This window comes from Pseudomonas fluorescens (assembly GCF_002022275.1).
Classification (GTDB): domain Bacteria; phylum Pseudomonadota; class Gammaproteobacteria; order Pseudomonadales; family Pseudomonadaceae; genus Aquipseudomonas; species Aquipseudomonas fluorescens_AJ.
The window spans coordinates 1-24045 of sequence record NZ_MSDF01000014.1 but is presented as its reverse complement, the minus strand read 5'-3'; the positions used below and the strand labels follow the sequence as shown (position 1 = coordinate 24045).

The window sequence follows — 24045 nt, the reverse complement described above, 5'->3', positions numbered from 1 at the left end:
TAACTGAAGATTTACCGGAGTCAGCCATGGCCATCGCCGTTCCCTCAACCGAGGTCAACAGCCCCACCCTCAAGCAGCGCCTGGCGCGTGCCGAGCGGCTCAACCGCTGGAAGGCCCAGGCCTTGATTGCGCCGCTGGTGCTGTTTTTGCTGCTGGTGTTTCTGGTGCCGATCGTCGCGCTGCTCTACAAAAGCGTCGGCAACCCGGAAGTGGTGGGCGGTTTGCCGCGCACCGTGGTGGCGGTCAAGGCCTGGGACGGCCGTGGCTTGCCGGGCGAGCCCGTGTATCTGGCCTTGAGTGAAGACCTGGGCGAGGCGCGCAAAAACCAGACCCTGGGCGATTTGTCCAAACGCTTGAACATGGAACTGGCCGGCTACCGCAGCCTGCTGACCAAAACCGCGCGGGCGCTGCCGTTTACCGAAGCGCCGGCCTCTTATAAAGAAGCGTTGGAAAGCCTCGACGAACGCTGGGGCGACCCGGCGTACTGGCAGGCGATCCGGCGTAATACCAGTACCCTCACGCCGTACTACCTGCTGGCGGCCGTCGATCACCGCATCGATGACCTCGGCGAAGTGGCCCCGGCCACCCCGGATCAGGCGATCTACCTGGATATTTTCGCCCGCACCTTCTGGATGGGGCTGGTGATCACGTTCATCTGCCTGCTGCTGGCGTACCCGCTGGCGTATCTGTTGGCCAACCTGCCCGCGCGCAAAAGCAACCTGCTGATGATTCTGGTGCTGCTGCCGTTCTGGACCTCGATTCTGGTGCGGGTGGCGGCGTGGATTGTGTTGCTGCAATCCGGCGGCCTGATCAACAGCGCGATGATGAGCCTGGGCCTGATCGATAAGCCCATGGAGCTGGTGTTCAACCGCACCGGGGTCTACATCTCGATGGTGCACATTTTGTTGCCGTTCATGATTCTGCCGATCTACAGCGTGATGAAAGGCATCTCGCCGACCTATATGCGTGCGGCGATTTCCCTGGGCTGTCACCCGTTCGCCAGTTTCTGGCGCGTGTACTTCCCGCAAACCTATGCCGGTGTCGGCGCCGGGTGTCTGTTGGTGTTCATTCTGGCAATTGGTTACTACATCACCCCAGCACTGCTGGGCAGCCCGAACGATCAGATGGTCAGCTATTTCGTGGCGTTCTACACCAACACCAGCATCAATTGGGGCATGGCCACGGCACTGGGCGGCTTGCTGCTGCTGGCAACCGTGGTGCTCTACTTGATCTACAACCGGCTGGTGGGCGCCAGCCGCCTGCGCCTGAGCTGAGGAGACCTTGCGATGCTGAGCCCTTATTTGTCGCCCGTAGAACGGGTGTGGTTCTACAGCTTGCGGATTCTCTGCGGCTTGATCCTGCTGTTCCTGATATTGCCGGTGCTGGTGATCATCCCGTTGTCGTTCAACAGCGGCAGCTTTCTGGTTTACCCGCTGCAAGGCTTCTCGCTGCACTGGTATCAGGACTTCTTCGCCTCCGCCGAATGGATGCGCGCGCTGAAGAACAGCATCATCGTCGCCCCGGCGGCCACGGTGCTGGCGATGGTGTTCGGCACGCTCGCGGCGATTGGCCTGACGCGCGGCAACTTCCCCGGCAAGGCGCTGGTGATGGCGCTGGTGATTTCGCCGATGGTGGTGCCGGTGGTGATTATCGGCGTGGCGAGTTATCTGTTCTTTGCGCCGTTGGGGCTGGGCAACAGTTTCTTCTCGCTGATCGTGGTGCATGCGGTGCTGGGCGTGCCGTTTGTGATCATCACCGTGTCGGCGACGTTGCAGGGTTTCAACCATAACCTGGTGCGCGCGGCGGCCAGTTTGGGCGCTTCGCCATTGACCGCGTTTCGCCGGGTGACCTTGCCGCTGATTGCGCCGGGGGTAATTTCCGGGGCGTTGTTTGCGTTTGCGACCTCGTTCGATGAAGTGGTGGTGACACTGTTTCTCGCCGGGCCCGAGCAGGCGACTCTGCCACGGCAGATGTTCAGCGGTATTCGCGAGAACCTCAGCCCGACGATTGCGGCGGCGGCAACCTTGCTGATTGCCTTCTCGGTGGTGCTGCTGCTGACCCTGGAATGGTTGCGTGGGCGCAGCGAAAAACTGCGTACGGCGCAGATCTAAAGCCAACCCGGGATCAAAATGTGGGAGCTGGCTTGCCTGCGATAGCCTCAACTCGGTGTAACTGAATAACCGAGTTGCCTGCATCGCAGCGATGCGGCGACCCGACAAGCCAGCTCCCACAGAAAGCGTGCCATTCAGTCGGTGAATGGTAGGCAACCCCAAATCCCGAGCTAATCTTGTGCCAGCCCATTTCTTAACAAGAGGCCGCGCACATGAGTACTTCCTCATTCAAGATCGCCCACAAACTGCTCACCGGCGCCGGCGCCATCGAACAACTGGCCGCCGAGCTTACGCGCCTGGATGTGGATAACCCGCTGATCGTCACCGACGCGGCGCTGGTCAAGTCCGGCACCGTGGCGCTGGCGCTCGAACACCTTGGCGACCGGCCCTATGAAATCTTCGACCGCGTGCTGCCCGACCCGGAAATCGCCATCGTCGAAGACTGCATGCGCGTGTACCGCGAGGGCGGGCACGACGGGCTGATAGGGCTGGGCGGCGGCAGTGCCATCGACATCGCCAAAAGTGTCGCAGCCTATGCCGGTTATCACGGCGCGCTGGCGGACTTGTTCGGCGTCGACCAGGTGCCGCGCAAAGGCCCGCCGCTGATCGCTATCCCGACCACGGCCGGCACCGGCTCGGAGGTGACCAATGTGGCGATCCTCTCCGACAAGGCCGCGCAACTGAAAAAAGGCATCGTCAGCGATTACTTGCTGCCCGACGTAGCGCTGATCAGCCCGCAAATGACCCTGACGTGCCCGCGAGGCGTCACCGCCGCCAGCGGCGTGGATGCGTTGGTGCATGCCATCGAGTCCTACCTGTCGCTGAATGCCTCGCCGATCACCGACGCCCTGGCCATCGGCGCGATCAAGCTGATTGCCAGTGCGCTGCCCAAGGCCTACGCCAACCCGGCCAATCTGCAAGCCCGCGACGACATGGCCACCGCCAGCCTGATGGCCGGTATGGCGTTCGGTAATGCCGGGGTGGGCGCGGTGCATGCCCTGGCCTACCCGCTGGGCGGGCGTTTCAACATCGCCCATGGCGTAAGTAACGCGCTGCTGCTGCCTTACGTGATGCACTGGAACAAGCTGGCGTGCGTGGAGCGCATGCAGGACATTGCCCAGGCCATGGGCGTGAATACCGCGGGGTTGAGCGTCAACGATGCCGCCGACAGGGCCGTCGAGGCGATGACGCGACTGTGTGCCGCAGTGGAGATCCCGGCAGGCCTGCGCAGCTTCGGGGTTCCGGAGGACGCGATCCCGGCCATGGCCACGGAAGCCGCGGGTATCGAGCGCCTGATGCGCAACAACCCGCGCAAGCTCAGCGCGGCGGATATCGAGAAAATCTACCGGGCGGCTTACTAACCGTTGAATCAGGTCACGGTGCGCGCGGCAAAGCATGAGGTATACAATGCGCGCCATCGTGATTTAGCTCAAAAAAGGTGCGTCATGCAGCCCTTCGTCATTGCTCCATCGATTCTCTCCGCCGACTTCGCCCGCTTGGGTGAGGAAGTGGACAAGGTTTTGGCCGCCGGTGCCGACTTCGTGCACTTCGACGTCATGGACAACCACTACGTGCCCAACCTGACCATCGGCCCGATGGTTTGCGCGGCGCTGCGCAAGTACGGCATTACCGCGCCGATCGATGCGCACCTGATGGTCAGCCCAGTGGACCGCATCGTCGGTGACTTCATCGAGGCCGGCGCGACCTATATCACCTTCCACCCGGAAGCCACGCTGCACGTCGATCGCACGCTGCAACTGATCCGCGAAGGCGGCTGCAAGGCGGGCCTGGTGTTCAACCCGGCCACCCCGCTGAGCGTGCTTGAGTACGTGATGGACAAGGTCGACATGGTCTTGCTGATGAGCGTCAACCCGGGCTTCGGCGGGCAGAAGTTCATCCCCGGCACGCTGAACAAGCTGCGCGAAGCGCGTGCGCTGATTGACGCTTCGGGCCGTGATATCCGCCTCGAGATCGACGGTGGGGTCAACGTCAACAACATCCGCGAAATCGCTGCGGCGGGCGCCGACACCTTTGTAGCCGGCTCGGCGATTTTCAACGCTCCGGATTACCAGGAAGTCATCGACAAGATGCGTGCCGAACTGGCGCTGGCGCGTCCATGAGCGGCTTTGAGCAGCTGTTCCCCGGCAAACTGCCACGGTTGGTGATGTTCGATCTGGACGGTACCTTGATCGACTCGGTGCCTGACCTGGCGGCCGCGGTGGACCAGATGCTGCTCAAGCTGGGGCGCAAGCCTGCAGGGATCGAGTCGGTACGCATGTGGGTCGGCAACGGCGTGCAGATGCTGGTGCGCCGTGCCTTGGCAGACAACATTGATGCCGAAGGTGTTGATGAGGTGGAGGCTGAGCACGCCCTGGAATTGTTCAACACTGCCTATGAAGACGGCCACGAGCTGACCGTGGTTTACCCCGGGGTACGCGACACGCTCAAGTGGCTGCACAAGCAGGGCGTGGAAATGGCCTTGATCACCAACAAGCCGGAGCGCTTCGTTGCGCCTTTGTTGGATCAAATGAAAATCGGCCGGTATTTCCGCTGGATCATCGGCGGCGATACCTTGCCGCAGAAAAAACCCGACCCGGCGGCGCTGTTTTTCGTGATGAAAATGGCAAATATTCCGGCCTCGCAGTCGTTGTTTGTTGGTGATTCGCGCAGTGACGTGCTGGCGGCCAAAGCCGCGGGCGTGCAGTGCGTGGCCTTGAGTTATGGCTATAACCATGGCCGGCCGATCGCCGAAGAGTTGCCGGCGCTGGTGATTGATGACCTGCGCCTGCTAATCCCCGGTTGCTTGGGAGCGGGCGCTGAGATAACGTTGCCCGACATCGAATCAACCCCTTCTGGAAATTCCATCGTGGTGGTCACTCGCAAACTCTGGATGAAAGTCATCAAGGCCCTGGCCCGCTGGCGTTGGCGCGCCTGACTGATTCTGGCCGCGCATTGCGGCACGTTTGCACACCTGACTGTTAGACCCTCAAGCCACGAGGCACCTCATGATCCGCGAAGAATTCCTGCGTTTGGCCGCTGCCGGCTACAACCGTATTCCCATGGCCTGCGAAACCCTGGCCGACTTCGACACGCCGCTGTCGATCTACCTGAAACTGGCCGACGAGCCCAACTCCTATCTGTTGGAATCGGTACAGGGCGGCGAGAAGTGGGGCCGTTACTCGATCATCGGCCTGCCGTGCCGCACCGTCATGCGGGTTCACGACCACCACGTGAGCATCACCCACGACGGCGTCGAGATCGAAAGCCATGACGTGGAAGACCCGCTGGCGTTCGTCGAAGCCTTTAAGGCGCGTTATAACGTGCCGACCATTGCTGGCCTGCCGCGTTTTAACGGTGGCCTGGTCGGTTACTTCGGCTACGACTGCGTGCGTTACGTGGAAAAGCGCTTGGGCAAATGCCCGAACCCGGACCCGCTGGGCGTGCCGGACATTTTGCTGATGGTCTCCGACGCGGTGGTGGTGTTCGACAACCTTGCCGGCAAGATGCATGCGATTGTGCTCGCCGACCCGTCCCAGGCGGATGCGTTCGAACAAGGCCAGGCCAGCCTCGAAGCCTTGCTGGAAAAACTGCGCCAGCCGATCACCCCGCGTCGCGGCCTGGACCTCAGCCGTCCGCCGGCCGCCGACCCGATCTTTCGTTCCAGCTTTACCCAGAATGACTACGAGCGCGCGGTTGATACCATCAAGGAATACATCCTCGCCGGTGACTGCATGCAGGTCGTGCCGTCGCAACGGATGTCCATCGACTTCAAAGCCGCGCCGATCGACCTGTACCGTGCGCTGCGCTGCTTCAACCCGACGCCTTATATGTACTTCTTCAACTTCGGCGACTTCCACGTCGTCGGCAGTTCGCCGGAAGTGCTGGTGCGGGTCGAAGACAATCTGATTACCGTGCGCCCGATCGCCGGGACTCGCCCGCGGGGCGCGACCGAAGAAGAGGATGTGGCGCTGGAAGAAGACCTGCTCAGCGACGACAAGGAAATCGCCGAGCACCTGATGCTGATTGACCTGGGTCGTAATGACACCGGGCGTGTGTCGGAAATCGGTTCGGTGAAGCTCACCGAGAAGATGGTGATCGAGCGTTATTCCAACGTGATGCACATTGTGTCCAACGTGACCGGCGAGCTGAAGGCCGGGTTGACCGCGATGGACGCACTGCGCGCGATTCTGCCGGCGGGCACCTTGTCGGGCGCGCCGAAGATCCGTGCGATGGAAATCATCGACGAACTGGAGCCGGTCAAACGTGGCGTGTACGGCGGCGCCGTGGGGTATTTCGCCTGGAACGGCAATATGGACACCGCGATTGCGATCCGTACCGCGGTGATCAAGGACGGTGAACTGCACGTGCAGGCGGGCGGCGGGATTGTGGCGGATTCGGTGCCGGCGCTTGAGTGGGAAGAAACCCTGAACAAACGCCGCGCGATGTTTCGTGCGGTGGCGTTGGCTGAGCAGACTCCGCAAAGCTAACTGTCGATCCGCATTCAACTGTGGGAGCTGGCTTGCCTGCGATAGCATCCCCTCGGTATTACTGATACACCGAGGTGTCTGCATCGCAGGCAAGCCAGCTCCCACACAAGCCAGCTTCCACAGTTGTTTTGTGGTGTGTCAGAAATCTAGGCTAACCCCCACATTGACCCCTTGCTGGGTCAGGTTGTCATCCTTCCTCACGTTATACGCCGCCCGCAGCGCCAGCTCCTGCGTGAGCTTGTGGCTCACGCCCAGGCTCAAGCGATCCGAATTGCTGCGCGGCGTGTAGCCGTCCAGTTTGAAATCGATCCCCGCCACGCTGTTGAGTGAAATCCTCACCTTCTGCGTGTCATTTTCGAACTCATGCTCGTGGGCCACTTCGCCGAACACCTGGGTTTGCGGCGTGATGCGGTAACTGCCCTGCAAGCCCGCGCCAAGGCGTTTGGAGTCGCGTTGCTGGTCGTCGAACGTCAGCGCCGTGGAGCGGCTGTCTTTTTCCGAATAGCCATCGACCTCAACCCGCGCGTAGTCGGCGCTGATGAACGGCGACAGGTGCCAATCGCTGCCGGCCCCGGCAATGTCATAGCCCAACCGTGCGCTCAAGGCCCACAGCCAGCCGTCGGTGTCGCCTTTTTCCGAACCCTCGCTGACGCCCAGGGCGAATTTGCGCTTGAGGCTGTCGAAGTCAAGCTTGCCGGCAGTCAGCGCGGCATCGGCCCACAGGTGGTTTTCTTGATACTGCGCGAATGCAGTGCCCATGTAGCTGTTGAGCTTGTAGTCCGAATCGCTGGCACCGGCCTCAAGGGTCTGGCGATAGAGCCCGGCGGCCACACCCACGCGCCAGTTTTCATCGAGCCGGTAGCTGCCGCCGACATTCACGTTGTAACCGTTACCGTCACCGCTGGCCGAGCTGCTTTGGTCATCGAAGTCCAGATGCTGGCCGCCGCCGGCGACGATGGCGCGCCATTGCCCGACGGCTTGCCAGGCGCCGTTGTCGGCCTGCCATTGGTTGCGCAGTTCGTCCTGGTGCGCGCGCAAGGTGCCTTGGGCCATTTCCGGCAGCAAGGTCAGCTCCCAAGGCGCGGCCAGCAGCGAATAGGCGTAGTCGGCGATCAAGCGTTGCCCGGCGATGGTGGGGTGCACCGAGTCGTTGTAGATCAGCTTGGTCGGGTCGGGGTTGGTGCCGCCAATCCCGTAGGTTGCGTTGGCGGTGCAGCCGTTGCCGCTGAAGCAGGTACCGGTAAGGTTCTGGCCGGTGGCCAAGCCAAAGCGCGCGGGGTCGGCGAAGGTTTCTTTCAGCAACAGCGGAATATTCAGCGGGATGACCTGGGCGTCGATCTGCGACAGGCGCTGTACCAGCGACTGGTTAAAAATGTTGCTCAGGGCCGAACTCGATGCCTGCAACGGCGTGCCGTTGATGGCCGGGGTCAGGCCCAGGTCGGGCAGCATCCACACCATGATGTAGCGTGCGCCGGCCTGTTGCAGGGCTTGGGCGCTGTCGGCCAGGCGCCCACCGGCGGCGACGGCCTGGCCCGGGCTGAGCACGCGGCCCTGGAGGAAATCATTGCCGCCGCCGGAGAGGAAATACAGCGCATTGGGGTCGGCAAGGCCGCCGTTCGCCGGCAGGTAACCCTGACGACTGCGCAATACGGTGCCGCCGCCGGGGTTGCCGGGTGGGATCGCCGCGTTGGAGACCGAGGTGATGGAGTCCAGAATGTTGTCGGTGCGGTAGCCACCGACCGCCCAGTTATTCCCGTCCGGCAAGCCTTGTGCTGCGCGGACCGGCGAGGTGGAGGCGTTCAAGTCGTTGGGCGCGACGCCCAGCTTTGCGCCCAGCAAGGTTGAGGAAACCAGGCCGTAATCGCCCTGAAACGTTGGGCCGGTGCGGTTGGTAAAGCGCAAGGTGGCCCCATTCGAACCATCGGGGAACTGGCCAGCATCCGCCAGGCTGTCGCCGAACACCACCATGGTTGAGTACGGCGAGGAGGCTGCAAAAGCCTGTGCGCAAGCCAATGACAGAAGGCAGCCGGCGAGGGGCGCGAACAACGGTGCTCTGAGCATGCAAAAATTCCATTTAGTTGTTTTTGTATCGGAAGCGAAACACTGACAATGTATTCAGGCTTTTCCGTTAAGAAAACAGTTTTTTCCTATAAAGACTCTGTAGCGATTCCCCCGTATTCGCTGCTCCATATTGCACCGCTGGCGAGGCTACGTTACTGTGCCCCAACGTATGAATGAGACCCTCCCCGTGTTGATCATCAGCAAACTCTTGATGCGAGTAGTCAAGGCACACGCCCGTTGGCGTTGGCGCGCCTGACATTTTCTCTGCCGGCCCGGCCGGACCTGTACCGATTTGCCTTCTTCACCCTGTGTTCGACGCCCCTTGCTGCTAACCCCGGCAACCGGAACGTGCGTCTGGCAGCGGGTCACTCTTCTGGAAGGCGGTCATTCGAAATCAGTGAATTCAAGAGGTTTGAACCCACATGTTGCTGATGATTGATAACTACGATTCCTTTACCTACAACGTTGTGCAGTACTTGGGCGAGCTCGGTGCCGAGGTTAAAGTCGTGCGCAACGATGAACTGACGGTCGCCGAAATCGCCGCGTTGAACCCCGAACGCATTGTGGTTTCGCCCGGCCCCTGCACGCCGACCGAGGCGGGCATCTCCCTCGAAGCCATCCAGTATTTCGCCGGCAAATTGCCGATCCTCGGCGTGTGCCTGGGCCACCAGTCCATCGGCCAGGCCTTTGGTGGTGATGTGGTGCGTGCGCGCCAGGTGATGCACGGCAAGACCAGCCCGGTGTTTCATAGAGACCTGGGCGTTTTCCACGGCCTGAACCTGCCGGTCACCGTGACGCGTTACCACTCGCTGGTGGTCAAGCGTGAAACCTTGCCGGAATGCCTGGAGCTGACCGCCTGGACCCAGTTGGAAGACGGCTCGATCGACGAGATCATGGGCCTGCGCCACAAGACACTGAATATCGAAGGGGTGCAATTTCACCCTGAATCGATCCTGACCGAGCAGGGCTACGAGCTGTTCGCCAACTTTCTCAAGCAAAGCGGCGGCACGCGCTAAGGACTTTCCATGGATATCAAGACTGCCCTGAGCCGTATCGTCGGCCACCTCGACCTGAGCACCGCCGAAATGAGCGATGTGATGCGCGAGATCATGACCGGCCAATGCACTGACGCGCAGATCGGCGCGTTCATGATGGCCATGCGCATGAAGAGCGAGAGCATCGACGAAATCGTCGGTGCCGTTTCCGTCATGCGCGAGCTGGCGGACAAGGTCGAACTCAACACCCTCGACGGCGTGGTCGATGTGGTCGGCACCGGCGGTGACGGTGCGAATATTTTCAACGTGTCGACCGCCGCATCCTTTGTGGTCGCGGCGGCCGGTTGCACCGTGGCCAAGCACGGTAACCGTGCGGTTTCCGGCAAAAGCGGCAGCGCCGACTTGCTGGAAGCGGCTGGGATCTACCTGAACCTCACGCCAGTACAAGTGGCGCGCTGCATCGACAGCGTCGGCATTGGCTTCATGTTTGCCCAGTCCCACCACGGCGCGATGAAATATGCCGCCGGCCCGCGCAAGGACCTCGGTCTGCGCACCCTGTTCAACATGCTCGGCCCGCTTACGAATCCGGCCGGTGTAAAACATCAAGTCGTCGGTGTGTTCAGCCAGGCACTGTGCCGGCCATTGGCCGAAGTCTTGCAGCGCCTGGGGAGCAAGCATGTGTTGGTGGTGCATTCCAAAGATGGCCTGGACGAATTCAGCCTGGCAGCACCGACCTTTGTGGCAGAACTGAAGAATGACCAGGTCACTGAGTATTGGGTCGAACCTGAAGACCTCGGCATGAAAAGCCAGAGTTTGCATGGCCTGTCGGTTGAAAGCCCGGCGGCCTCGCTGGAGCTGATTCGCGACGCCTTGGGGCGTCGCAAGACTGAAAACGGCCAGAAAGCCGCCGAGATGATTGTGCTTAACGCGGGTGCGGCGCTGTATGCCGCCGATCACGCCTACAGTCTTAAAGAGGGCGTGGCCCTCGCACACGATGCATTGCACACCGGGCTCGCTCGCGAGAAGCTCGAAGAACTGGGTGCCTTTACTGCGGTGTTCAAGATGGAGAATGAAGGATGAGTGTTCCGACCGTTCTGGAAAAGATCCTGGCCCGCAAAGCCGAAGAAGTCGCTGAGCGCCGTGCGCGTGTCAGCCTGGCCGAGCTGGAAGCTCAGGCGAAACTGGCCGACGCTCCGCGCGGCTTCGCCAATGCCTTGATCGCCCAGGCCAAGCTCAAGCAGCCGGCCGTGATCGCCGAGGTCAAGAAGGCCTCGCCGAGCAAAGGTGTGATCCGCGAGCACTTTGTGCCGGCCGAGATTGCTGCCAGTTATGAGAAGGGCGGCGCGACGTGCCTGTCGGTGCTGACCGATATTGACTATTTCCAGGGTTCCGATCTGTTCCTGCAACAGGCGCGCGCGGCGTGCAAGTTGCCGGTGATCCGCAAGGATTTCATGGTCGACCCGTACCAGATCGTCGAAGCCCGTGCCTTGGGCGCCGACTGCGTGCTGCTGATCGTCTCCGCCCTGGATGACGTAAAGATGGCCGAGTTGGCGGCCGTGGCCAAAAGCGTTGGCCTGGATGTGCTGGTGGAAGTGCACGACGGTGATGAGCTGGAACGCGCCCTGAAAACCCTCGACACACCGCTGGTGGGGGTCAACAACCGTAACCTGCACACGTTTGAAGTCAGCCTGGAAAACACCCTCGACCTGCTGCCGCGCATTCCGCGCGACCGCCTGGTAATTACCGAGAGTGGCATCGTCAACCGTGCCGACGTGGAACTGATGGAAATCAGTGGGGTGTACTCGTTCCTGGTGGGCGAGACGTTCATGCGTGCCGAGAACCCGGGGGCGGAATTGCAGCGACTGTTCTTCCCGGAGCGTGGTGGTGCGGTGAGCGGTTCGACCCTGGATTAACCTGAAACACGGTCAAAAATGTGGGAGCTGGCTTGCCTGCGATAGCATCACCTCGGTATTACTGATACACCGAGGTGTCTGCATCGCAGGCAAGCCAGCTCCCACATTTGTTTTGTGTTTATCCAGATAGATAGGTGTTCGATGACTCAGCCAGTAAGAATGACGGTTGAAGCTGGGCTTGCCGCCGAGCAAACCTTGCTGGCGGCCGTTAGCGCCGGTGAGCAGCCATACGGCCTGCTGTTCTGGCAACCGAGCGATCAAGCCTTGGTCATGCCGCGCCGTCTAAGTCGGTTGCCGGCCTTTGAAACCGCCAGCAAAATCTCTGCCGACGCCGGTTGGCCGGTACTGCTGCGCGAAACCGGTGGTGAGCCGGTGCCGCAGTCGGCCGCGACCGTCAATATCGCCCTGGTTTATGCGCCACCGCGCAGCGAAGGTGATCAGGGACGCATCGAAATGGGCTACCTGCGTTTGTGCCAGCCGATCTGCGATTTACTGATCGAACTGGGCGGCGATGCTTCTGTGGGTGAAATCGACGGCGCGTTCTGCGACGGTCGCTACAACGTCAACCTCAATGGCCGCAAGATGGTCGGCACTGCCCAGCGCTGGCGGCAAAGCGGCGGCCGCCCGGTAGGGTTGGTGCACGGTGCCATGCTGCTGGATAACGACCGCGACGAACTGATTGCGGCGGTCAATCGCTTCAATGAAGCCTGTGGCCTCGACCAGCGCGTGCGCGCTGACAGCCATATTGCGCTGCACGAAGCCTTCCCCGCGCCGGATGCGATCACCCGGCTGGATGCCTCGTACCGTCGGATGCTGGCCAATTTCCTGCCGGCTTAACGCGTACCAAACACCACCATCGTCTTGCCTTTGACGTGCACCAGGTTGCGCTCTTCCAGGTCTTTGAGCACGCGGCCGACCATCTCCCGTGAGCAGCCGACAATGCGCCCGATTTCCTGGCGCGTGACCTTGATTTGCATGCCATCGGGGTGAGTCATGGCGTCGGGCTGCTTGCACAGTTCCAGCAAGCACCGGGCAACGCGGCCGGTGACGTCAAAGAAGGCCAGGTCGCCGACTTTACGGGTGGTATCGCGCAGGCGCTGGGCGATCTGGCCGCTCAATGCATAGAGAATGTCCGGGTCGTGCTGGGCGAGTTCGCGAAATTTCGTATAGCTGATCTCGGCGACTTCGCATTCGACCTTGGCGCGCACCCAGGCACTGCGTTCCTGTTCTTTGCCGGCCTGTTCGAATAACCCAAGCTCTCCAAAGAAATCCCCGGTGTTGAGGTAGGCGATGATCATCTCGCGGCCGTCTTCATCCTCGATCAGGATGGTGACGGAGCCCTTGATGATGAAGAACAGTGTTTCGGAACGTTCGCCTGCACAAATGATGTTGTGCTTGACCGGGTAGCGCCGGCGTTGGCAGTGCATCAACAGCTTGTCGAGATTCTTGATTTTGGGTGTGGGAGTAAGAGCAACCATGGTTGTATCCCGAAAAGACTGCGCAGTGTAATTGGAGTTATTTTTTATCCAGCGGTATCAGCATTGATACACGCCGTACAAAGGATGGCAATGCGCCATTGAATTGGCGCCAGCTTACCAGACACATTCTGACTCGATCAGCGAATTTACTGACTAAACGCTGTCATTGATCGCTTTCATGAGAGGCGCTGCGGGTTCGAGGGCCTGTGCTAAGCTGGCGACCCTTTTTTAGCAGTGGAGTCTGGGCGATGAAGGCACGCATCCAATGGGCGGGCGAGGCCATGTTCCTCGGTGAGTCGGGCAGTGGCCATGTTGTGGTGATGGACGGCCCGCCGGAAGCCGGTGGCCGTAACCTGGGTGTACGCCCGATGGAAATGCTCCTGCTGGGTGTCGGCGGTTGCAGCAATTTCGACGTGGTCAGCATCCTGAAGAAGTCCCGCCAGGCGGTGGAGAGCTGCGAAGCTTTTCTGGAAGCTGAACGCGCCACAGAAGATCCCAAAGTGTTTACCAGGATCCACATGCATTTTGTGGTGAAGGGGCGGGCGTTGAAGGAAGCTCAGGTCAAGCGTGCCATCGAGCTGTCGGCAGAGAAGTATTGCTCGGCCTCGATCATGCTCGGCGCGGCCGGTGTGGCGATCACCCATGATTACGAGATTATTGAGCTGGGCTGATTGCGGATCGGCCAATGAAAAGGGCGCCTGATGGCGCCCTTTTTTGCTTTTTAGATTCGGTACGTGCTTTTGGTCATGACCTTGGCCAACAAACTCATGCCAAACCGCACCGGCGCCGGGAAGCGGAAACCGCCGGCATCCAGCGCGCTGTCTGCGTGATGTGCTTCATCAATGCGCATCTGCTCAAGAATCGCCCGAGACTTTTCGTCTTCGGCCGGCAGTTGCTCCAGGTGTTCATCCAGGTGCTTGCACACTTGATGCTCGGTGGCCGCGACGAAACCCAGGCTGACCTTGTCGCTGATCAGGCCGGCGGCGGCGCCGATGCCGAACGACAGGCCGTAAAACAGCGGGTTCAGTACGCTGGGGTGGCTGCCCAGCTGGCGAATGCGTTGTTCGCACCAGGCCAGGTGATCGATTTCTTCTTCGGCCGCGTGCTCCATGGCTGCACGTACCTGTGGCAGCTTGGCGGTCAGCGCCTGGCCCTGGTACAGCGCCTGGGCGCAGACTTCGCCGGTATGGTTGATGCGCATCAGGCCGGCGACGTGGCGGGTGTCGGTCTCGCTCAGTTGTGCGTCCGGCTGCACGATGGCGGGCGATGGGCGGTACGGTTGGCCGCTGAACGGCAACAGCGTGCGCATGGCCATGTCGGCTTGCAGCAACAGACGATCAATCGGCGAGTAGTGACGTTGGGTAGTCATGCTGACCTCCGGGAAGAATCTCGGCGGCCAGTTTACCGCAAGAGAGGGTGAAGCGTTTGCGCTGAGTCAAGGGCATGGCGTCGCAGCCTGCGGCCGCGACCCAATGTGGCGGCTGTATCAGCCCGGCGGCCAGTTCATCTGGCGCTGACCCAACACGTGCATATGAATGTGATAAACGGTCTGCCCGCCGTCTTCGTTGCAATTCATGACCACGCGAAAACCTTTCTCGCAGCCTTGTTCCACGGCCAGACGCTGGGCAGTGAACAGGATGTGGCCTGCCAGGGCTTTGTCTTCTTCCGTCAGGTCATTGAGGGTGCGGATCGGTTTTTTCGGAATGACCAGAAAATGCACGGGTGCCATCGGGGCGATGTCGTGGAAGGCGAGGACCTGGTCATCTTCATAGATGATCTTCGCCGGTATTTCCCGGTTGATGATCTTGGTGAACAGAGTATCCACAGCTGTTTCTCCATGGTGAAAGTGCAGGGGAGTTTACCCACGCGGTCAGCGCGGGAGATAGGCTTTGTTGATGGCGCCGGCGATCTTGCGGGTCAGCCAGCGTGGGCTGAAACGCGGGCTAAAGGCCAGCCAGCGGTTACGTCGACCGGGAATGATGATGGCTTTGTTTTTTTCCAGCGCGCGCACGGTATAGAGCGCGACTTCTTCCGGGCGCATCAGTTGTGCGCTGCGGTCGAGCTTGGCAGTGTCCATCTGTGCGGTGCCGAAAAACGCGGTGCGCGTCGGGCCTGGGCACAGGACCGAAACCTTGATGCCACTGGTTTTCAATTCTTCGCGCAAGCCTTCGGAGAAGTGCAGCACATACGCCTTGCTGGCGTAGTAGCTGCTCATCCAGGGGCCAGGCTGAAAGGCTGCAACCGAGGCCACGTTGAGTATCTGCCCGCCGCCATGCAGGGCCATCGCGTTGCCAAGGGCGTGGCACATACGCGTGAGGGCCAGTACGTTGACTTCGATCAGGTCCTGCTCGGTCATCCAGTCCTGGGCCAGGAATGGCCCGCTGGTGCCCATGCCGGCGCAGTTGACCAGCAGGTCGATCTGCCGCTCGCCTTCCTCAAGTTCCAGCAAGAACCCGGACAAACGCAGCGGCTCGCCCAGGTCGCAGGCACGAAACAGCACCTCGACGCCGAAGCGCTGAGTCAATTCGATTGCGATGCTTTCCAACTGATCACGCTGGCGGGCCACCAGAATCAAGCTGCGGCCGCGACGGGCGAGGGCTTCGGCCAAGGCCAGGCCGATGCCGCTGGAGGCGCCGGTGATCAGAGCGTAACGGGTCATGCCTTTCTCCATCGCAACGCCGCCGGGCCTGTGACACAGGCGTCACAGGCGGGCGGGCGTTTCTTTACTGTTCCGGAGAGTCTACAGGTTCGGCCGTGTCGTCAGCACTCTGCGCTGCTTCTTCATCAACGATCACGCTCTGGTCGGTGTCGTCATCCGCGTTGATGGAGCTGCTTTCGTAGCTGCTGTCCATGTTGGCTTCGAGCTGGTTCAGGTAGCCGTTCATGCCCAGTGTGACCACGATGGCAAGCAGCACCGGAATGAACGCCAGCCACAGGGTAGCCAGCACTTTCACTGCTGTGGAGTTGCGTGGCGGAGGAGGACCGTATTGGTTGGCGCCTGAATTGCCCGGAAGTACCAGCAGCAAGATCGGGAAAACGCTGTTGACCAGCGGCACCAGGTTCAGCAGGTACAACCAGCCGGACCACCCCAGGTCGTGCAGGCGTTGCACGCCGATTTGCACGCTGACCCAGACAATCGCAACAAACAACGCCAGACCCGTCAGCACGCCGAAAATAGTAGCCAGCGTGGGCGAAGCAGTCGCGATGGCGAAGCCTGCGGTGGAAAGAATGCCGCCTGCGACCAGCATCGCAATGGTCAGCACCAGTGTCCATGCCAGATAACGCAGGCGACCGATACGCCCGTGGATGGTGAACACTTTGAGGGTTGAGAACTCGTCTTGATACTCACCCACCGCGGCACGTGGCGGCGCATAGGGCGAAGCGGCGGGACGCGAGAAGTCGGAAGCGCCGGCATCGGTCTCGTGAGTTTCAGCCAGGCTGAAGGCCACCGGCTGCTCTTCTTCGATACGTGCATCAACCCCGGCATTTTTCAGCGCAGTGAGGTAGGTTTCGGCATCGCTGCGCGACAGGTCGCGCTTGAGCGCAACCGGGCGGCCGGTGAAGAGCTTTTCGATGGCGGCGACATCGCTTTTGAACAGCTCGGCGAGGTTGAGCTTGGCGGTGGTGCTTTCGACACCCGGGAGCAAGGTCCCATCAAACACAATCTTGAAACGGTTGTCGCTCATGCGGGCATCCTTGTCACTTGATCAGGAAGGAGAAATGCAGGCCGGCTCTTTGGCGGGCCTGTCGGTGTCAGCGTGGCCAGTGTAACTGCGCAGCGTGCTCACGTGCCTTGCGATATTCGGCATCCAGGCGTGCAACGAGTTCATCGACGCCTGGAAGGTCATCAATCTCACCGACGCCCTGGCCAGCGGACCATACCGTTTTCCAGGCCTTGGCCTCGTCGCTTAACGGTTTGAGCTTGGAACCGAAGTTGACTTCGCCTTTACCTTGCAGGGCGGCGAGGTCGAAACCGGCGTTTTCCAGGCTCTGGCGCATAAAGCTGGCGGGCACGCCGGAGACAGCGGGAGTGTGCACGATGTCGGCGGCGCGCGATGTGAGCAGCATCTCCTTATAGGCATCCGGGGCGTGGCTTTCAGTGGTGCCGATAAACCGCGTGCCGAAATAGGCGAGGTCTGCGCCGAGCAATTGGGCGGCGAGAACTTCGTGGCCGTGGTTGAGGCAACCCGCTAAAAGCAGGGTTTTGTCGAAGAACTGGCGAATCTCGGCAATCAGCGCGAACGGGCTCCAGGTGCCGGCATGCCCACCGGCGCCCGCAGCCACAGCGATCAGCCCATCCACACCAGCTTCAGCCGCTTTCTCGGCATGGCGTCGGGTGGTGACGTCATGAAAGACCAGGCCGCCGTAACTGTGCACGGCGTCCACCAGCTCTTTAACGGCACCCAGGCTGGTGATGACGATCGGCACTTTGTGCTCGACGCAGATCGCCAGGTCAGCTTCCAGCCGTGGGTTGCTGTTGTGCACGATCAGGTTCACGGCATACGGCGCGGGGTTATCCAGTTGCGCCAGGCCTGCTTCGATTTCTTCCAGCCAGGCCTTGAAACCACTGCTTTCGCGTTGGTTGAGCGCCGGGAAGCTCCCGACCACCCCATTGCGACAGCACGCGAGGACCAGTTGCGGGTTGGAAATCAAAAACATCGGCGCCACCACGACAGGCAGGCGCAGACGTTGTTCAAGCAGAGCGGGCAGCGACATTGGAGGTACCCCGTGTGATTGAAATTAGAACGGTTTGACCACGACCAAAATTACGATAGCCAGCAATATCAGAACCGGCACTTCATTGAACCAGCGATAAAAGACATGGCTGCGGGTGTTTTCGCCACGGGCAAAGCGTTTTACCTGTGCGCCGCACATGTGGTGGTAGCCGATCAGCACGACCACGAGGGTCAGCTTGGCGTGGATCCAGGCGCCGGTTTGGAAAATGCTCGGGTTCAGGTAGATCAACCAGATGCCGAAGACCAGGCTGGCGATCATCGCCGGGCCCATGATGCCCCGGTACAACTTGCGCTCCATGAGGCTGAAGCGTTCCTTGCTGACGGTGTCCTCGCTTTGCGCGTGGTAGACGAACAGGCGCGGCAGGTAAAACAGCGCGGCAAACCAGCAGACAATGCTGACGATATGAAAGGCTTTGACCCATAGATAAAGCATTTTTAGTTATTCCCAGGTTCACGGTAACTGAAGATAGTAGTGGCTCATGCGCCCGCACGTCACGTTGACGGTTGTCGCAGGACGATACGGCCCCTATTATCGACGGCTTTCCAGTGGGTTCGTTGAGGGCAGGTTTATGGTCAAGGTCGGTATCGTCGGCGGCACGGGTTACACCGGTGTCGAATTGCTGCGTCTGTTGGCTCAGCATCCGCAAGCTGAGGTAGTGGTTATCACCTCCCGATCCGAGGCCGGACTGGCCGTGGCCGATATGTACCCGAACCTGCGAGGCCACTATGACGGCCTGGCGTTCAGCGTGCCGGACATCAAGACCCTGGGTGCCTGTGATGTGGTGTTCTTCGCCACGCCGCACGGTGTTGCTCATGCGTTGGCTGGCGAACTGCTGGCTGCGGGCACCAAGGTCATCGACTTGTCCGCCGACTTCCGCCTGCAGGATGCTGATGAGTGGGCCAAGTGGTACGGCCAGCCGCATGGTGCGCCTGAGTTGTTGGAGGAGGCGGTTTACGGCCTGCCGGAAGTCAACCGTGAGCAGATCCAGCAAGCGCGCCTGATCGCCGTGCCGGGTTGCTATCCAACCGCCACCCAGCTGGGCTTTTTGCCATTGCTCGAAGCCGGTCTGGCGGATACCTCGCGTTTGATTGCTGACTGCAAGTCGGGCGTGAGCGGTGCCGGTCGTGGCGCGGCTGTAGGTTCGTTGTACTCCGAGACGTCGGAAAGCATGAAGGCCTACGCAGTAAAAGGGCATCGTCACTTGCCGGAAATCCGCCAGGGCTTGCGTCGCGCCGCCGGTAAGGACGTGGGGCTGACCTTCGTGCCGCACCTGACGCCGATGATCCGTGGCATTCACTCCACGCTCTACGCCACCGTGGTTGATCGCTCGGTTGATCTGCAGGCGCTGTTTGAAAAGCGTTATGCCAACGAGCCGTTCGTCGACGTAATGCCGGCCGGCAGCCACCCGGAAACCCGCAGCGTACGCGGTGCCAACGTGTGCCGGATTGCCGTGCACCGTCCGCAGGATGGCGACCTGGTGGTGGTACTGTCCGTCATCGATAATTTGGTCAAGGGCGCGTCGGGCCAGGCGGTGCAGAACATGAACATTCTGTTCGGCCTGGACGAGAAGCTGGGCCTGTCCCACGCGGGCATGCTGCCTTAAGCGTTCTGTGTTGATGCGCAAAAGGCCCGTTGATCGGGCCTTTTGTGTTTTTAATGGCGGCAACGCAGATTGATATACCGTAACAATAGTTGACCGCTTTTCTAGGAGAAGCGGATAATGCCCGCCATTACGCATATGGCGGCGGTACGCCGGGAGATTATCAGCATGAGCGTTGAGTCCTTCACCCCCACGGCTTTGCAATTCACCCACGGTGCTGCGCACAAGGTGAAGAGCCTGGTCGATGAAGAGGGTAATGATCGCTTGAAGCTGCGCGTATTTGTTACGGGCGGCGGTTGTTCAGGATTTCAGTACGGTTTTACCTTCGATGAAGACGTGGCCGACGACGACACTATTGTCGAGCGCGAGGGCGTAAGCCTGGTTGTGGATCCGATGAGCTTCCAATACCTGGCAGGTGCCGAGGTGGATTACCAGGAAGGTCTGGAAGGTTCGCGCTTCGTGATCAAGAACCCGAATGCCACCACTACTTGTGGTTGCGGGTCTTCGTTCTCGATCTGATCGATAGCCTGATTCACAAGGCATAAAAAAACGCCGCTTGGCTGTGAGGCCAAGCGGCGTTTTGCCGTCTGTGATTCAGGCGGGGTAGATCGCGCCCAGTACTCGAAGCCCGCGTGCGCCAGTGACGCTGGGGCGGTTGGCGGCGATGCCTTCGAGGCAGCAATGGGCCAGCCAGGCGAAGGCCATGGCTTCGACCCAATCCGGGTCTACGCCGTAGCTGGCAGTGCTGTTGACTTGGGTGGACGGCAGCAGCGCGGCCAAGCGGTTCATCAGCGTGGCGTTATGCGCGCCGCCGCCGCAGATCAGCAAGGTTTCAGTCTCCGATTGCGCAGATTGCAGAGACTCAACGATGGTCAGCGCAGTCAGTTCCAGCAGGGTTGCCTGTACATCCTGGGGCTGAAACGATGGCAGTCTGCCGAGGTGCTGTTGCAACCAGCTCAAGTTGAACACTTCACGCCCGGTGCTCTTAGGGCCCGTGGTCTGGAAGAACGGGTCGCTGAGCAGGGCGCTGAGTAGCTGAGGTTCGATCCTGCCGCTGGCCGCCCATTGGCCGTCACGATCAAAGTGCTCGCCACGCTGATGATGGATCCAGGCATCCAGCAGGACATTACCTGGGCCGCAATCGAAGCCGGCGACAGGTTTGCCGGTCTCGATCAGGCTGAGGTTGCTGAAGCCGCCAACATTAAGTACGGCGCGGTTGCCGGTGCGCTCGCCAAATAACGCTTCATGGAAGGCTGGTACCAAAGGCGCGCCTTGGCCGCCGGCGGCCACGTCGCGACTGCGGAAGTCGCTGACCACGGTGATGCCGGTCAGCTCGGTGAGCAGCGCCGGGTTGCCGATCTGCACGGTGAAACCGCGTGCCGGTTCATGACGAATGGTCTGCCCATGGCTGCCAATCGCGCGAATGTCTTGTGGCTTGAGGTTCTGCTGCTCCAGCAAGGCGCCGATGCCTTGCGCTGCGAGTGTCACCCAGTGTTGCTGGGCAACCGCCGAGCGGGCGATCTCGTCCGGGCCGCTGGCGCACAGGCCAAGCAGCTCGGCGCGCAGGCTCTCCGGCATGGGAATGTAGTGGGTGGCGATCAGATTGATCGCCGGGTCTTGTTCGATCAGGGCGATATCCAGGCCATCAAGGCTGGTCCCGGACATCACACCTATATAGCGCGGCATGGCTCAGCGCTTCGCCGAAGCCAGCAGGGTGGAACGCTCCTGGTCCATGCGTGCCATCAACGGTTGGCTCTGCTGGAGGAAGCGCGCGCGTTCAGCCTTGGCGATCGGGTCAGCCATTGGCAGTTTCTGGCCCAGCGGGTCGACATGGACGCCGTTGACCTGGAACTCATAGTGCAAGTGAGGACCGGTGGAGAGGCCAGTGGTGCCGATATAGCCAATCACCTGGCCTTGCTTCACGTTACTGCCGGTCGACACGCCCTTGGCGAAGCCTTGCATGTGGCCATACAGCGTGCGGTAAGTGTTGCCGTGCTGGATGATCACGGTATTGCCATAGCCGCCACGACGGCCAGCCAACAGCACCTTGCCATCACCTGCCGCCTTGATTGGCGTGCCACGCGGGGCAGCATAGTCGACGCCTTTGTGGGCACGGATTTTGTTCAGGATGGGATGCTTGCGCCCCATGGAGAAACGCGAGCTGATGCGGGCGAAGTCCACCGGCGTACGAATGAATGCCTTGCGCATGCTGTTGCCGTCGGCGGTGTAGTAGCTGCTGTTGCCTTGTTTGTTGGTGTAGCGAACGGCGGTGTAGGTCTTGCCACGGTTGGTGAAGCGCGCGGAAAGAATGGCGCCGGTGCCGACCACTTTGCCGTTGGCGACTTTCTGCTCGTAGATCACGTCGAATTCGTCACCCTGGCGGATGTCCTGGGCGAAGTCGATGTCGTAGCCAAACACGCTGGCCATGTCCATGGTCATGCTGTGGGACAAGCCGGCGCGGGCAGCAGACTGCGACAGCGAGCTGTTGATTACGCCGTGCACGTAGGCGGAGCGCATCACCGGTTTGGTGGTGACGCGGTTGAAGGCAAACCCTTTGGTGCCTTTGGTCAGGGTGATGCTTTCAAGGTCGCTGACGCTGCTGTGCAGGTTGTTCAGCTGGCCGTCGGGTGTCAGTTCAAATTCAAGCTTCTGGCCATGTTTGAGTTGAGTGAACTGCTTGGCTTGTTTATCGCTGGCCAGCACCTCATTAACAGTAGCGGCGGGCAGGCCGACCTTCTCGAACAGCGTTGAGAGTGTGTCGCCTTTGGCCACGATCACTTCGCGGTGCTGAGGGTTTTTGGCGACGGCCGGTGCAGGCTGTTCCTCAGCGGCCTGTTTAGTGTCTTCGGGCGTGCTTTCTATCTGTGCAAACGGGGATTCTGCTGGTGCGTTTGTGGCTTGTTGCGCGTCGGAAGCGTCTTGATCTTGTGTCAGTTGTTCAACTGGACTTTCCAGGTCAAGGCTCAGGGATGTTCGTTTGGCTTCTACGTCACTGGAAGGGAATACCAGGAGTGCCAGGCTGAGAAGAGCGGCGATACCACTTGCAGCGAGCAGGTGGGTCTTCGGGTAAAGCGGCGGCGCTTTAGACGGTTCTGTGGTCATAAGTAATTTTGACTTTGAAGATGAAATGGAAAAGATGAATGACATGATGAAGATGAAATAACTGTATAAAATATAACCAAATCATCTGTGGTGCAAGCTCGCGAACGCTGGGCTTGCTGAACGGTGTCCGTGCGCAGGGCAAAACTTGTAATTAGTCCCTGATCTTGTATGGTTGGTTCCCTTTTGAATCTGAGCCTTGCGGGTCTGTTATGAAGTCGGTTGAAGAGCAGCTAGCGCTGATAAAACGTGGTGCGGAAGAACTGTTGGTCGAAGCTGAGCTGATCGAAAAGCTCAAGCGTGGCCAACCCCTGCGTATCAAGGCCGGCTTTGATCCGACGGCGCCGGATCTGCACCTGGGTCATACCGTGCTTATTAATAAGCTGCGTCAGTTCCAGGAGCTGGGGCATCAGGTCATCTTCCTTATAGGTGACTTCACCGGGATGATCGGTGATCCGAGTGGCAAGAGCGCAACGCGTCCGCCGCTGACCCGTGAGCAGGTTCTCGACAATGCCGAGACCTACAAGACCCAGGTATTCAAGATTCTTGATCCGGCCAAGACCGAGGTGGCGTTCAACTCCACCTGGATGGACCAGATGGGGCCGGCTGACTTCATTCGCCTGACTTCCCAGTACACCGTTGCGCGCATGCTTGAGCGTGATGACTTCGATAAGCGCTACTCCACCAATCAGCCAATCGCTATTCACGAGTTCCTTTACCCGCTGGTTCAGGGGTATGACTCGGTCGCATTGCGCGCGGACGTTGAGCTGGGCGGTACCGATCAGAAGTTCAACCTGCTGATGGGGCGCGAGCTGCAGCGTGCGTATGGGCAAGAGGCCCAGTGCATTCTGACCATGCCGTTGCTGGAAGGGTTGGATGGCGTCAAGAAGATGTCCAAGTCTTTGGGTAACTATGTCGGTATCCAGGAAGCGCCGGGCGTAATGTACGGCAAGCTTGTCTCGATTCCGGATGCGCTGATGTGGCGTTACTTCGAGCTGTTGAGCTTCCGCTCGATGGATGAGATTGATGCGCTGCGTGCTGATGTAGAGGCGGGTGCCAATCCGCGTGACGTGAAGATCAAGCTGGCTGAAGAGATCGTAGCGCGCTTCCATGGTGAAGAGGCTGCGGCGAACGCTCACCGTGCTGCGGGTAACCGTATGAAGGATGGCGAGCTGCCGGACGATCTGCCGGAGATCGAGCTGAGCGCTGCGGAAGCAATGCCGATTGCTGCTGTCCTTAATAAGGCAGGCCTGGTGAAGAACTCGGCGGTTGCACGTGACCTGTTGAGTTCCGGTGGTGTGCGTATAGATGGTGAGGTTGTGGATCGCACCTTTATATACGAGCTGGGCGCGACTCACGTTTGCCAGGCCGGCAAGAAGGCATTTGCGCGTATTACGCTCAAATCCGAATAAAACTGAAATTAGGTGTTGACGGCGTTTTATATCTGTCTATAATTCGCCCCACTTCCGGCGCAGTCGAAACGGAAAACTCCTTGGTAAACAAAGAGTTACGCAAGATTCGACAGCGAGTTGCTTCAGTTCATCGAAGCCCAGAAGGAGTTGGT

At 60.2% G+C, this 24045-nt stretch carries 24 protein-coding genes; 14 read left to right on the top strand and 10 right to left on the bottom strand.

Annotated features, from left to right (window positions below; translation table 11 throughout):
• Positions 1-26: 26 nt before the first annotated feature.
• The 6 genes from BFW87_RS08300 (at position 27) to trpE (ending at position 6598) form a co-directional block, all read left to right on the top strand.
• Positions 27-1274 (top strand): ABC transporter permease, encoded by a 1248-nt coding sequence (locus BFW87_RS08300; protein WP_078739394.1) that lies wholly within the window; start codon positions 27-29, stop codon positions 1272-1274.
• Positions 1275-1286: 12 nt separating this feature from the next.
• On the top strand, positions 1287-2111 hold the full coding sequence (locus BFW87_RS08295; protein ID WP_078739393.1) for an ABC transporter permease: 825 nt from the start codon (positions 1287-1289) through the stop codon (positions 2109-2111).
• A gap of 212 nt (positions 2112-2323) precedes the next feature.
• Positions 2324-3472 (top strand): iron-containing alcohol dehydrogenase, encoded by a 1149-nt coding sequence (locus tag BFW87_RS08290; RefSeq protein ID WP_078739392.1) that lies wholly within the window; start codon positions 2324-2326, stop codon positions 3470-3472.
• A gap of 84 nt (positions 3473-3556) precedes the next feature.
• A complete protein-coding gene (rpe, locus tag BFW87_RS08285; RefSeq protein WP_034116070.1) occupies positions 3557-4231 on the top strand; it encodes a ribulose-phosphate 3-epimerase in 675 nt (224 codons plus the stop codon).
• Complete coding sequence (locus tag BFW87_RS08280) at positions 4228-5046, top strand: phosphoglycolate phosphatase (protein WP_078739391.1); 819 nt, start codon at positions 4228-4230, stop codon at positions 5044-5046. Before rpe ends, BFW87_RS08280 begins: the two co-directional genes overlap by 4 nt.
• A 70-nt stretch (positions 5047-5116) precedes the next feature.
• Positions 5117-6598, top strand: a complete 1482-nt coding sequence (trpE, locus tag BFW87_RS08275) for an anthranilate synthase component I (RefSeq protein ID WP_078739390.1) — start codon at positions 5117-5119, stop codon at positions 6596-6598.
• 138 nt (positions 6599-6736) lie between these two features.
• Here the strand turns inward: trpE and estP are convergent, their stop codons facing one another.
• Positions 6737-8659, bottom strand: coding sequence for an esterase EstP (gene estP / locus BFW87_RS08270; protein WP_078739389.1), 1923 nt, complete (start codon positions 8657-8659; stop codon positions 6737-6739).
• 422 nt (positions 8660-9081) lie between these two features.
• Between estP and BFW87_RS08265 the strand changes: the two genes are divergently transcribed.
• The 4 genes from BFW87_RS08265 to BFW87_RS08250 all read left to right on the top strand — a co-directional run bounded on the left by BFW87_RS08265 (position 9082) and on the right by BFW87_RS08250 (position 12404).
• Positions 9082-9675 carry an aminodeoxychorismate/anthranilate synthase component II gene (locus BFW87_RS08265; protein ID WP_078739388.1) on the top strand — a complete coding sequence of 198 codons (594 nt, stop codon included), beginning with the start codon at positions 9082-9084 and terminating at the stop codon, positions 9673-9675.
• A 9-nt stretch (positions 9676-9684) separates the two neighbouring features.
• On the top strand, positions 9685-10734 hold the full coding sequence (gene trpD, locus BFW87_RS08260) for an anthranilate phosphoribosyltransferase (protein WP_078739387.1): 1050 nt from the start codon (positions 9685-9687) through the stop codon (positions 10732-10734).
• Positions 10731-11567, top strand: coding sequence for an indole-3-glycerol phosphate synthase TrpC (gene trpC, locus BFW87_RS08255; RefSeq protein WP_078739386.1), 837 nt, complete (start codon positions 10731-10733; stop codon positions 11565-11567). The genes trpD and trpC overlap by 4 nt, the downstream gene beginning before the upstream one ends.
• Before the next feature lie 141 nt (positions 11568-11708).
• The gene (locus BFW87_RS08250; protein ID WP_078739385.1) at positions 11709-12404 is read left to right on the top strand and encodes a lipoate--protein ligase family protein; all 696 of its coding nucleotides are present in this window, start codon (positions 11709-11711) and stop codon (positions 12402-12404) included.
• On the opposite strand, the gene crp is transcribed toward BFW87_RS08250, so the two are convergent.
• Complete coding sequence (crp, locus tag BFW87_RS08245) at positions 12401-13045, bottom strand: cAMP-activated global transcriptional regulator CRP (RefSeq protein ID WP_078739384.1); 645 nt, start codon at positions 13043-13045, stop codon at positions 12401-12403. The two genes, BFW87_RS08250 and crp, sit on opposite strands and share 4 nt — an antisense overlap.
• 248 nt (positions 13046-13293) lie before the next feature.
• On the opposite strand from crp, the gene BFW87_RS08240 reads away from it, so the two are divergent.
• The gene (locus BFW87_RS08240; RefSeq protein WP_003210947.1) at positions 13294-13716 is read left to right on the top strand and encodes an OsmC family protein; all 423 of its coding nucleotides are present in this window, start codon (positions 13294-13296) and stop codon (positions 13714-13716) included.
• A gap of 50 nt (positions 13717-13766) precedes the next feature.
• Here the strand turns inward: BFW87_RS08240 and coq7 are convergent, their stop codons facing one another.
• From coq7 to hemJ, 6 genes are all read right to left on the bottom strand, one after another.
• Positions 13767-14414 (bottom strand): 2-polyprenyl-3-methyl-6-methoxy-1,4-benzoquinone monooxygenase, encoded by a 648-nt coding sequence (coq7, locus tag BFW87_RS08235; protein WP_078739383.1) that lies wholly within the window; start codon positions 14412-14414, stop codon positions 13767-13769.
• Between the two features lie 117 nt (positions 14415-14531).
• On the bottom strand, positions 14532-14870 hold the full coding sequence (locus tag BFW87_RS08230) for a histidine triad nucleotide-binding protein (RefSeq protein ID WP_003210943.1): 339 nt from the start codon (positions 14868-14870) through the stop codon (positions 14532-14534).
• 45 nt (positions 14871-14915) lie between these two features.
• A complete protein-coding gene (locus BFW87_RS08225; RefSeq protein ID WP_078739382.1) occupies positions 14916-15704 on the bottom strand; it encodes an SDR family NAD(P)-dependent oxidoreductase in 789 nt (262 codons plus the stop codon).
• A gap of 64 nt (positions 15705-15768) precedes the next feature.
• Positions 15769-16731: a DUF805 domain-containing protein gene (locus tag BFW87_RS08220; RefSeq protein WP_078739381.1), complete on the bottom strand. Its 963-nt coding sequence runs from the start codon at positions 16729-16731 to the stop codon at positions 15769-15771.
• 67 nt (positions 16732-16798) lie between these two features.
• Positions 16799-17761: an NAD(P)H-dependent flavin oxidoreductase gene (locus BFW87_RS08215; RefSeq protein WP_078739380.1), complete on the bottom strand. Its 963-nt coding sequence runs from the start codon at positions 17759-17761 to the stop codon at positions 16799-16801.
• Between the two features lie 24 nt (positions 17762-17785).
• A complete protein-coding gene (gene hemJ / locus BFW87_RS08210; protein WP_078739379.1) occupies positions 17786-18214 on the bottom strand; it encodes a protoporphyrinogen oxidase HemJ in 429 nt (142 codons plus the stop codon).
• Positions 18215-18350: 136 nt separating this feature from the next.
• Between hemJ and argC the strand changes: the two genes are divergently transcribed.
• A complete protein-coding gene (argC, locus tag BFW87_RS08205; RefSeq protein WP_078739378.1) occupies positions 18351-19385 on the top strand; it encodes an N-acetyl-gamma-glutamyl-phosphate reductase in 1035 nt (344 codons plus the stop codon).
• Between the two features lie 165 nt (positions 19386-19550).
• Positions 19551-19901: an iron-sulfur cluster insertion protein ErpA gene (erpA, locus tag BFW87_RS08200; RefSeq protein WP_003176443.1), complete on the top strand. Its 351-nt coding sequence runs from the start codon at positions 19551-19553 to the stop codon at positions 19899-19901.
• 75 nt (positions 19902-19976) lie between these two features.
• Here erpA and BFW87_RS08195 read toward each other — a convergent pair whose 3' ends face one another.
• Both BFW87_RS08195 and BFW87_RS08190 read right to left on the bottom strand, forming a co-directional pair.
• On the bottom strand, positions 19977-21068 hold the full coding sequence (locus tag BFW87_RS08195) for an anhydro-N-acetylmuramic acid kinase (protein ID WP_078739377.1): 1092 nt from the start codon (positions 21066-21068) through the stop codon (positions 19977-19979).
• A 3-nt stretch (positions 21069-21071) separates the two neighbouring features.
• A complete protein-coding gene (locus BFW87_RS08190; protein WP_078739376.1) occupies positions 21072-22484 on the bottom strand; it encodes a peptidoglycan DD-metalloendopeptidase family protein in 1413 nt (470 codons plus the stop codon).
• A 209-nt stretch (positions 22485-22693) separates the two neighbouring features.
• Between BFW87_RS08190 and tyrS the strand changes: the two genes are divergently transcribed.
• Entirely contained in the window at positions 22694-23893 is a 1200-nt protein-coding gene (gene tyrS / locus BFW87_RS08185; RefSeq protein WP_078739375.1) for a tyrosine--tRNA ligase, read from the top strand.
• The last annotated feature ends 152 nt before the right edge of the window (positions 23894-24045 follow it).

What these genes read in the sequence shown, in the direction of transcription:
- BFW87_RS08300 (WP_078739394.1), top strand. Translation starts at nt 27, where the DNA reads ATGGCCATCGCCGTTCCCTCAACCGAGGTCAACAGCCCCACCCTCAAG.
- BFW87_RS08295 (WP_078739393.1), top strand. Translation starts at nt 1,287, where the DNA reads ATGCTGAGCCCTTATTTGTCGCCCGTAGAACGGGTGTGGTTCTACAGC.
- BFW87_RS08290 (WP_078739392.1), top strand. Translation starts at nt 2,324, where the DNA reads ATGAGTACTTCCTCATTCAAGATCGCCCACAAACTGCTCACCGGCGCC.
- rpe (WP_034116070.1), top strand. Translation starts at nt 3,557, where the DNA reads ATGCAGCCCTTCGTCATTGCTCCATCGATTCTCTCCGCCGACTTCGCC.
- BFW87_RS08280 (WP_078739391.1), top strand. Translation starts at nt 4,228, where the DNA reads ATGAGCGGCTTTGAGCAGCTGTTCCCCGGCAAACTGCCACGGTTGGTG.
- trpE (WP_078739390.1), top strand. Translation starts at nt 5,117, where the DNA reads ATGATCCGCGAAGAATTCCTGCGTTTGGCCGCTGCCGGCTACAACCGT.
- estP (WP_078739389.1), bottom strand. Translation starts at nt 8,659, where the DNA reads ATGCTCAGAGCACCGTTGTTCGCGCCCCTCGCCGGCTGCCTTCTGTCA.
- BFW87_RS08265 (WP_078739388.1), top strand. Translation starts at nt 9,082, where the DNA reads ATGTTGCTGATGATTGATAACTACGATTCCTTTACCTACAACGTTGTG.
- trpD (WP_078739387.1), top strand. Translation starts at nt 9,685, where the DNA reads ATGGATATCAAGACTGCCCTGAGCCGTATCGTCGGCCACCTCGACCTG.
- trpC (WP_078739386.1), top strand. Translation starts at nt 10,731, where the DNA reads ATGAGTGTTCCGACCGTTCTGGAAAAGATCCTGGCCCGCAAAGCCGAA.
- BFW87_RS08250 (WP_078739385.1), top strand. Translation starts at nt 11,709, where the DNA reads ATGACTCAGCCAGTAAGAATGACGGTTGAAGCTGGGCTTGCCGCCGAG.
- crp (WP_078739384.1), bottom strand. Translation starts at nt 13,045, where the DNA reads ATGGTTGCTCTTACTCCCACACCCAAAATCAAGAATCTCGACAAGCTG.
- BFW87_RS08240 (WP_003210947.1), top strand. Translation starts at nt 13,294, where the DNA reads ATGAAGGCACGCATCCAATGGGCGGGCGAGGCCATGTTCCTCGGTGAG.
- coq7 (WP_078739383.1), bottom strand. Translation starts at nt 14,414, where the DNA reads ATGACTACCCAACGTCACTACTCGCCGATTGATCGTCTGTTGCTGCAA.
- BFW87_RS08225 (WP_078739382.1), bottom strand. Translation starts at nt 15,704, where the DNA reads ATGACCCGTTACGCTCTGATCACCGGCGCCTCCAGCGGCATCGGCCTG.
- BFW87_RS08220 (WP_078739381.1), bottom strand. Translation starts at nt 16,731, where the DNA reads ATGAGCGACAACCGTTTCAAGATTGTGTTTGATGGGACCTTGCTCCCG.
- BFW87_RS08215 (WP_078739380.1), bottom strand. Translation starts at nt 17,761, where the DNA reads ATGTCGCTGCCCGCTCTGCTTGAACAACGTCTGCGCCTGCCTGTCGTG.
- hemJ (WP_078739379.1), bottom strand. Translation starts at nt 18,214, where the DNA reads ATGCTTTATCTATGGGTCAAAGCCTTTCATATCGTCAGCATTGTCTGC.
- argC (WP_078739378.1), top strand. Translation starts at nt 18,351, where the DNA reads ATGGTCAAGGTCGGTATCGTCGGCGGCACGGGTTACACCGGTGTCGAA.
- erpA (WP_003176443.1), top strand. Translation starts at nt 19,551, where the DNA reads ATGAGCGTTGAGTCCTTCACCCCCACGGCTTTGCAATTCACCCACGGT.
- BFW87_RS08195 (WP_078739377.1), bottom strand. Translation starts at nt 21,068, where the DNA reads ATGCCGCGCTATATAGGTGTGATGTCCGGGACCAGCCTTGATGGCCTG.
- BFW87_RS08190 (WP_078739376.1), bottom strand. Translation starts at nt 22,484, where the DNA reads ATGACCACAGAACCGTCTAAAGCGCCGCCGCTTTACCCGAAGACCCAC.
- tyrS (WP_078739375.1), top strand. Translation starts at nt 22,694, where the DNA reads ATGAAGTCGGTTGAAGAGCAGCTAGCGCTGATAAAACGTGGTGCGGAA.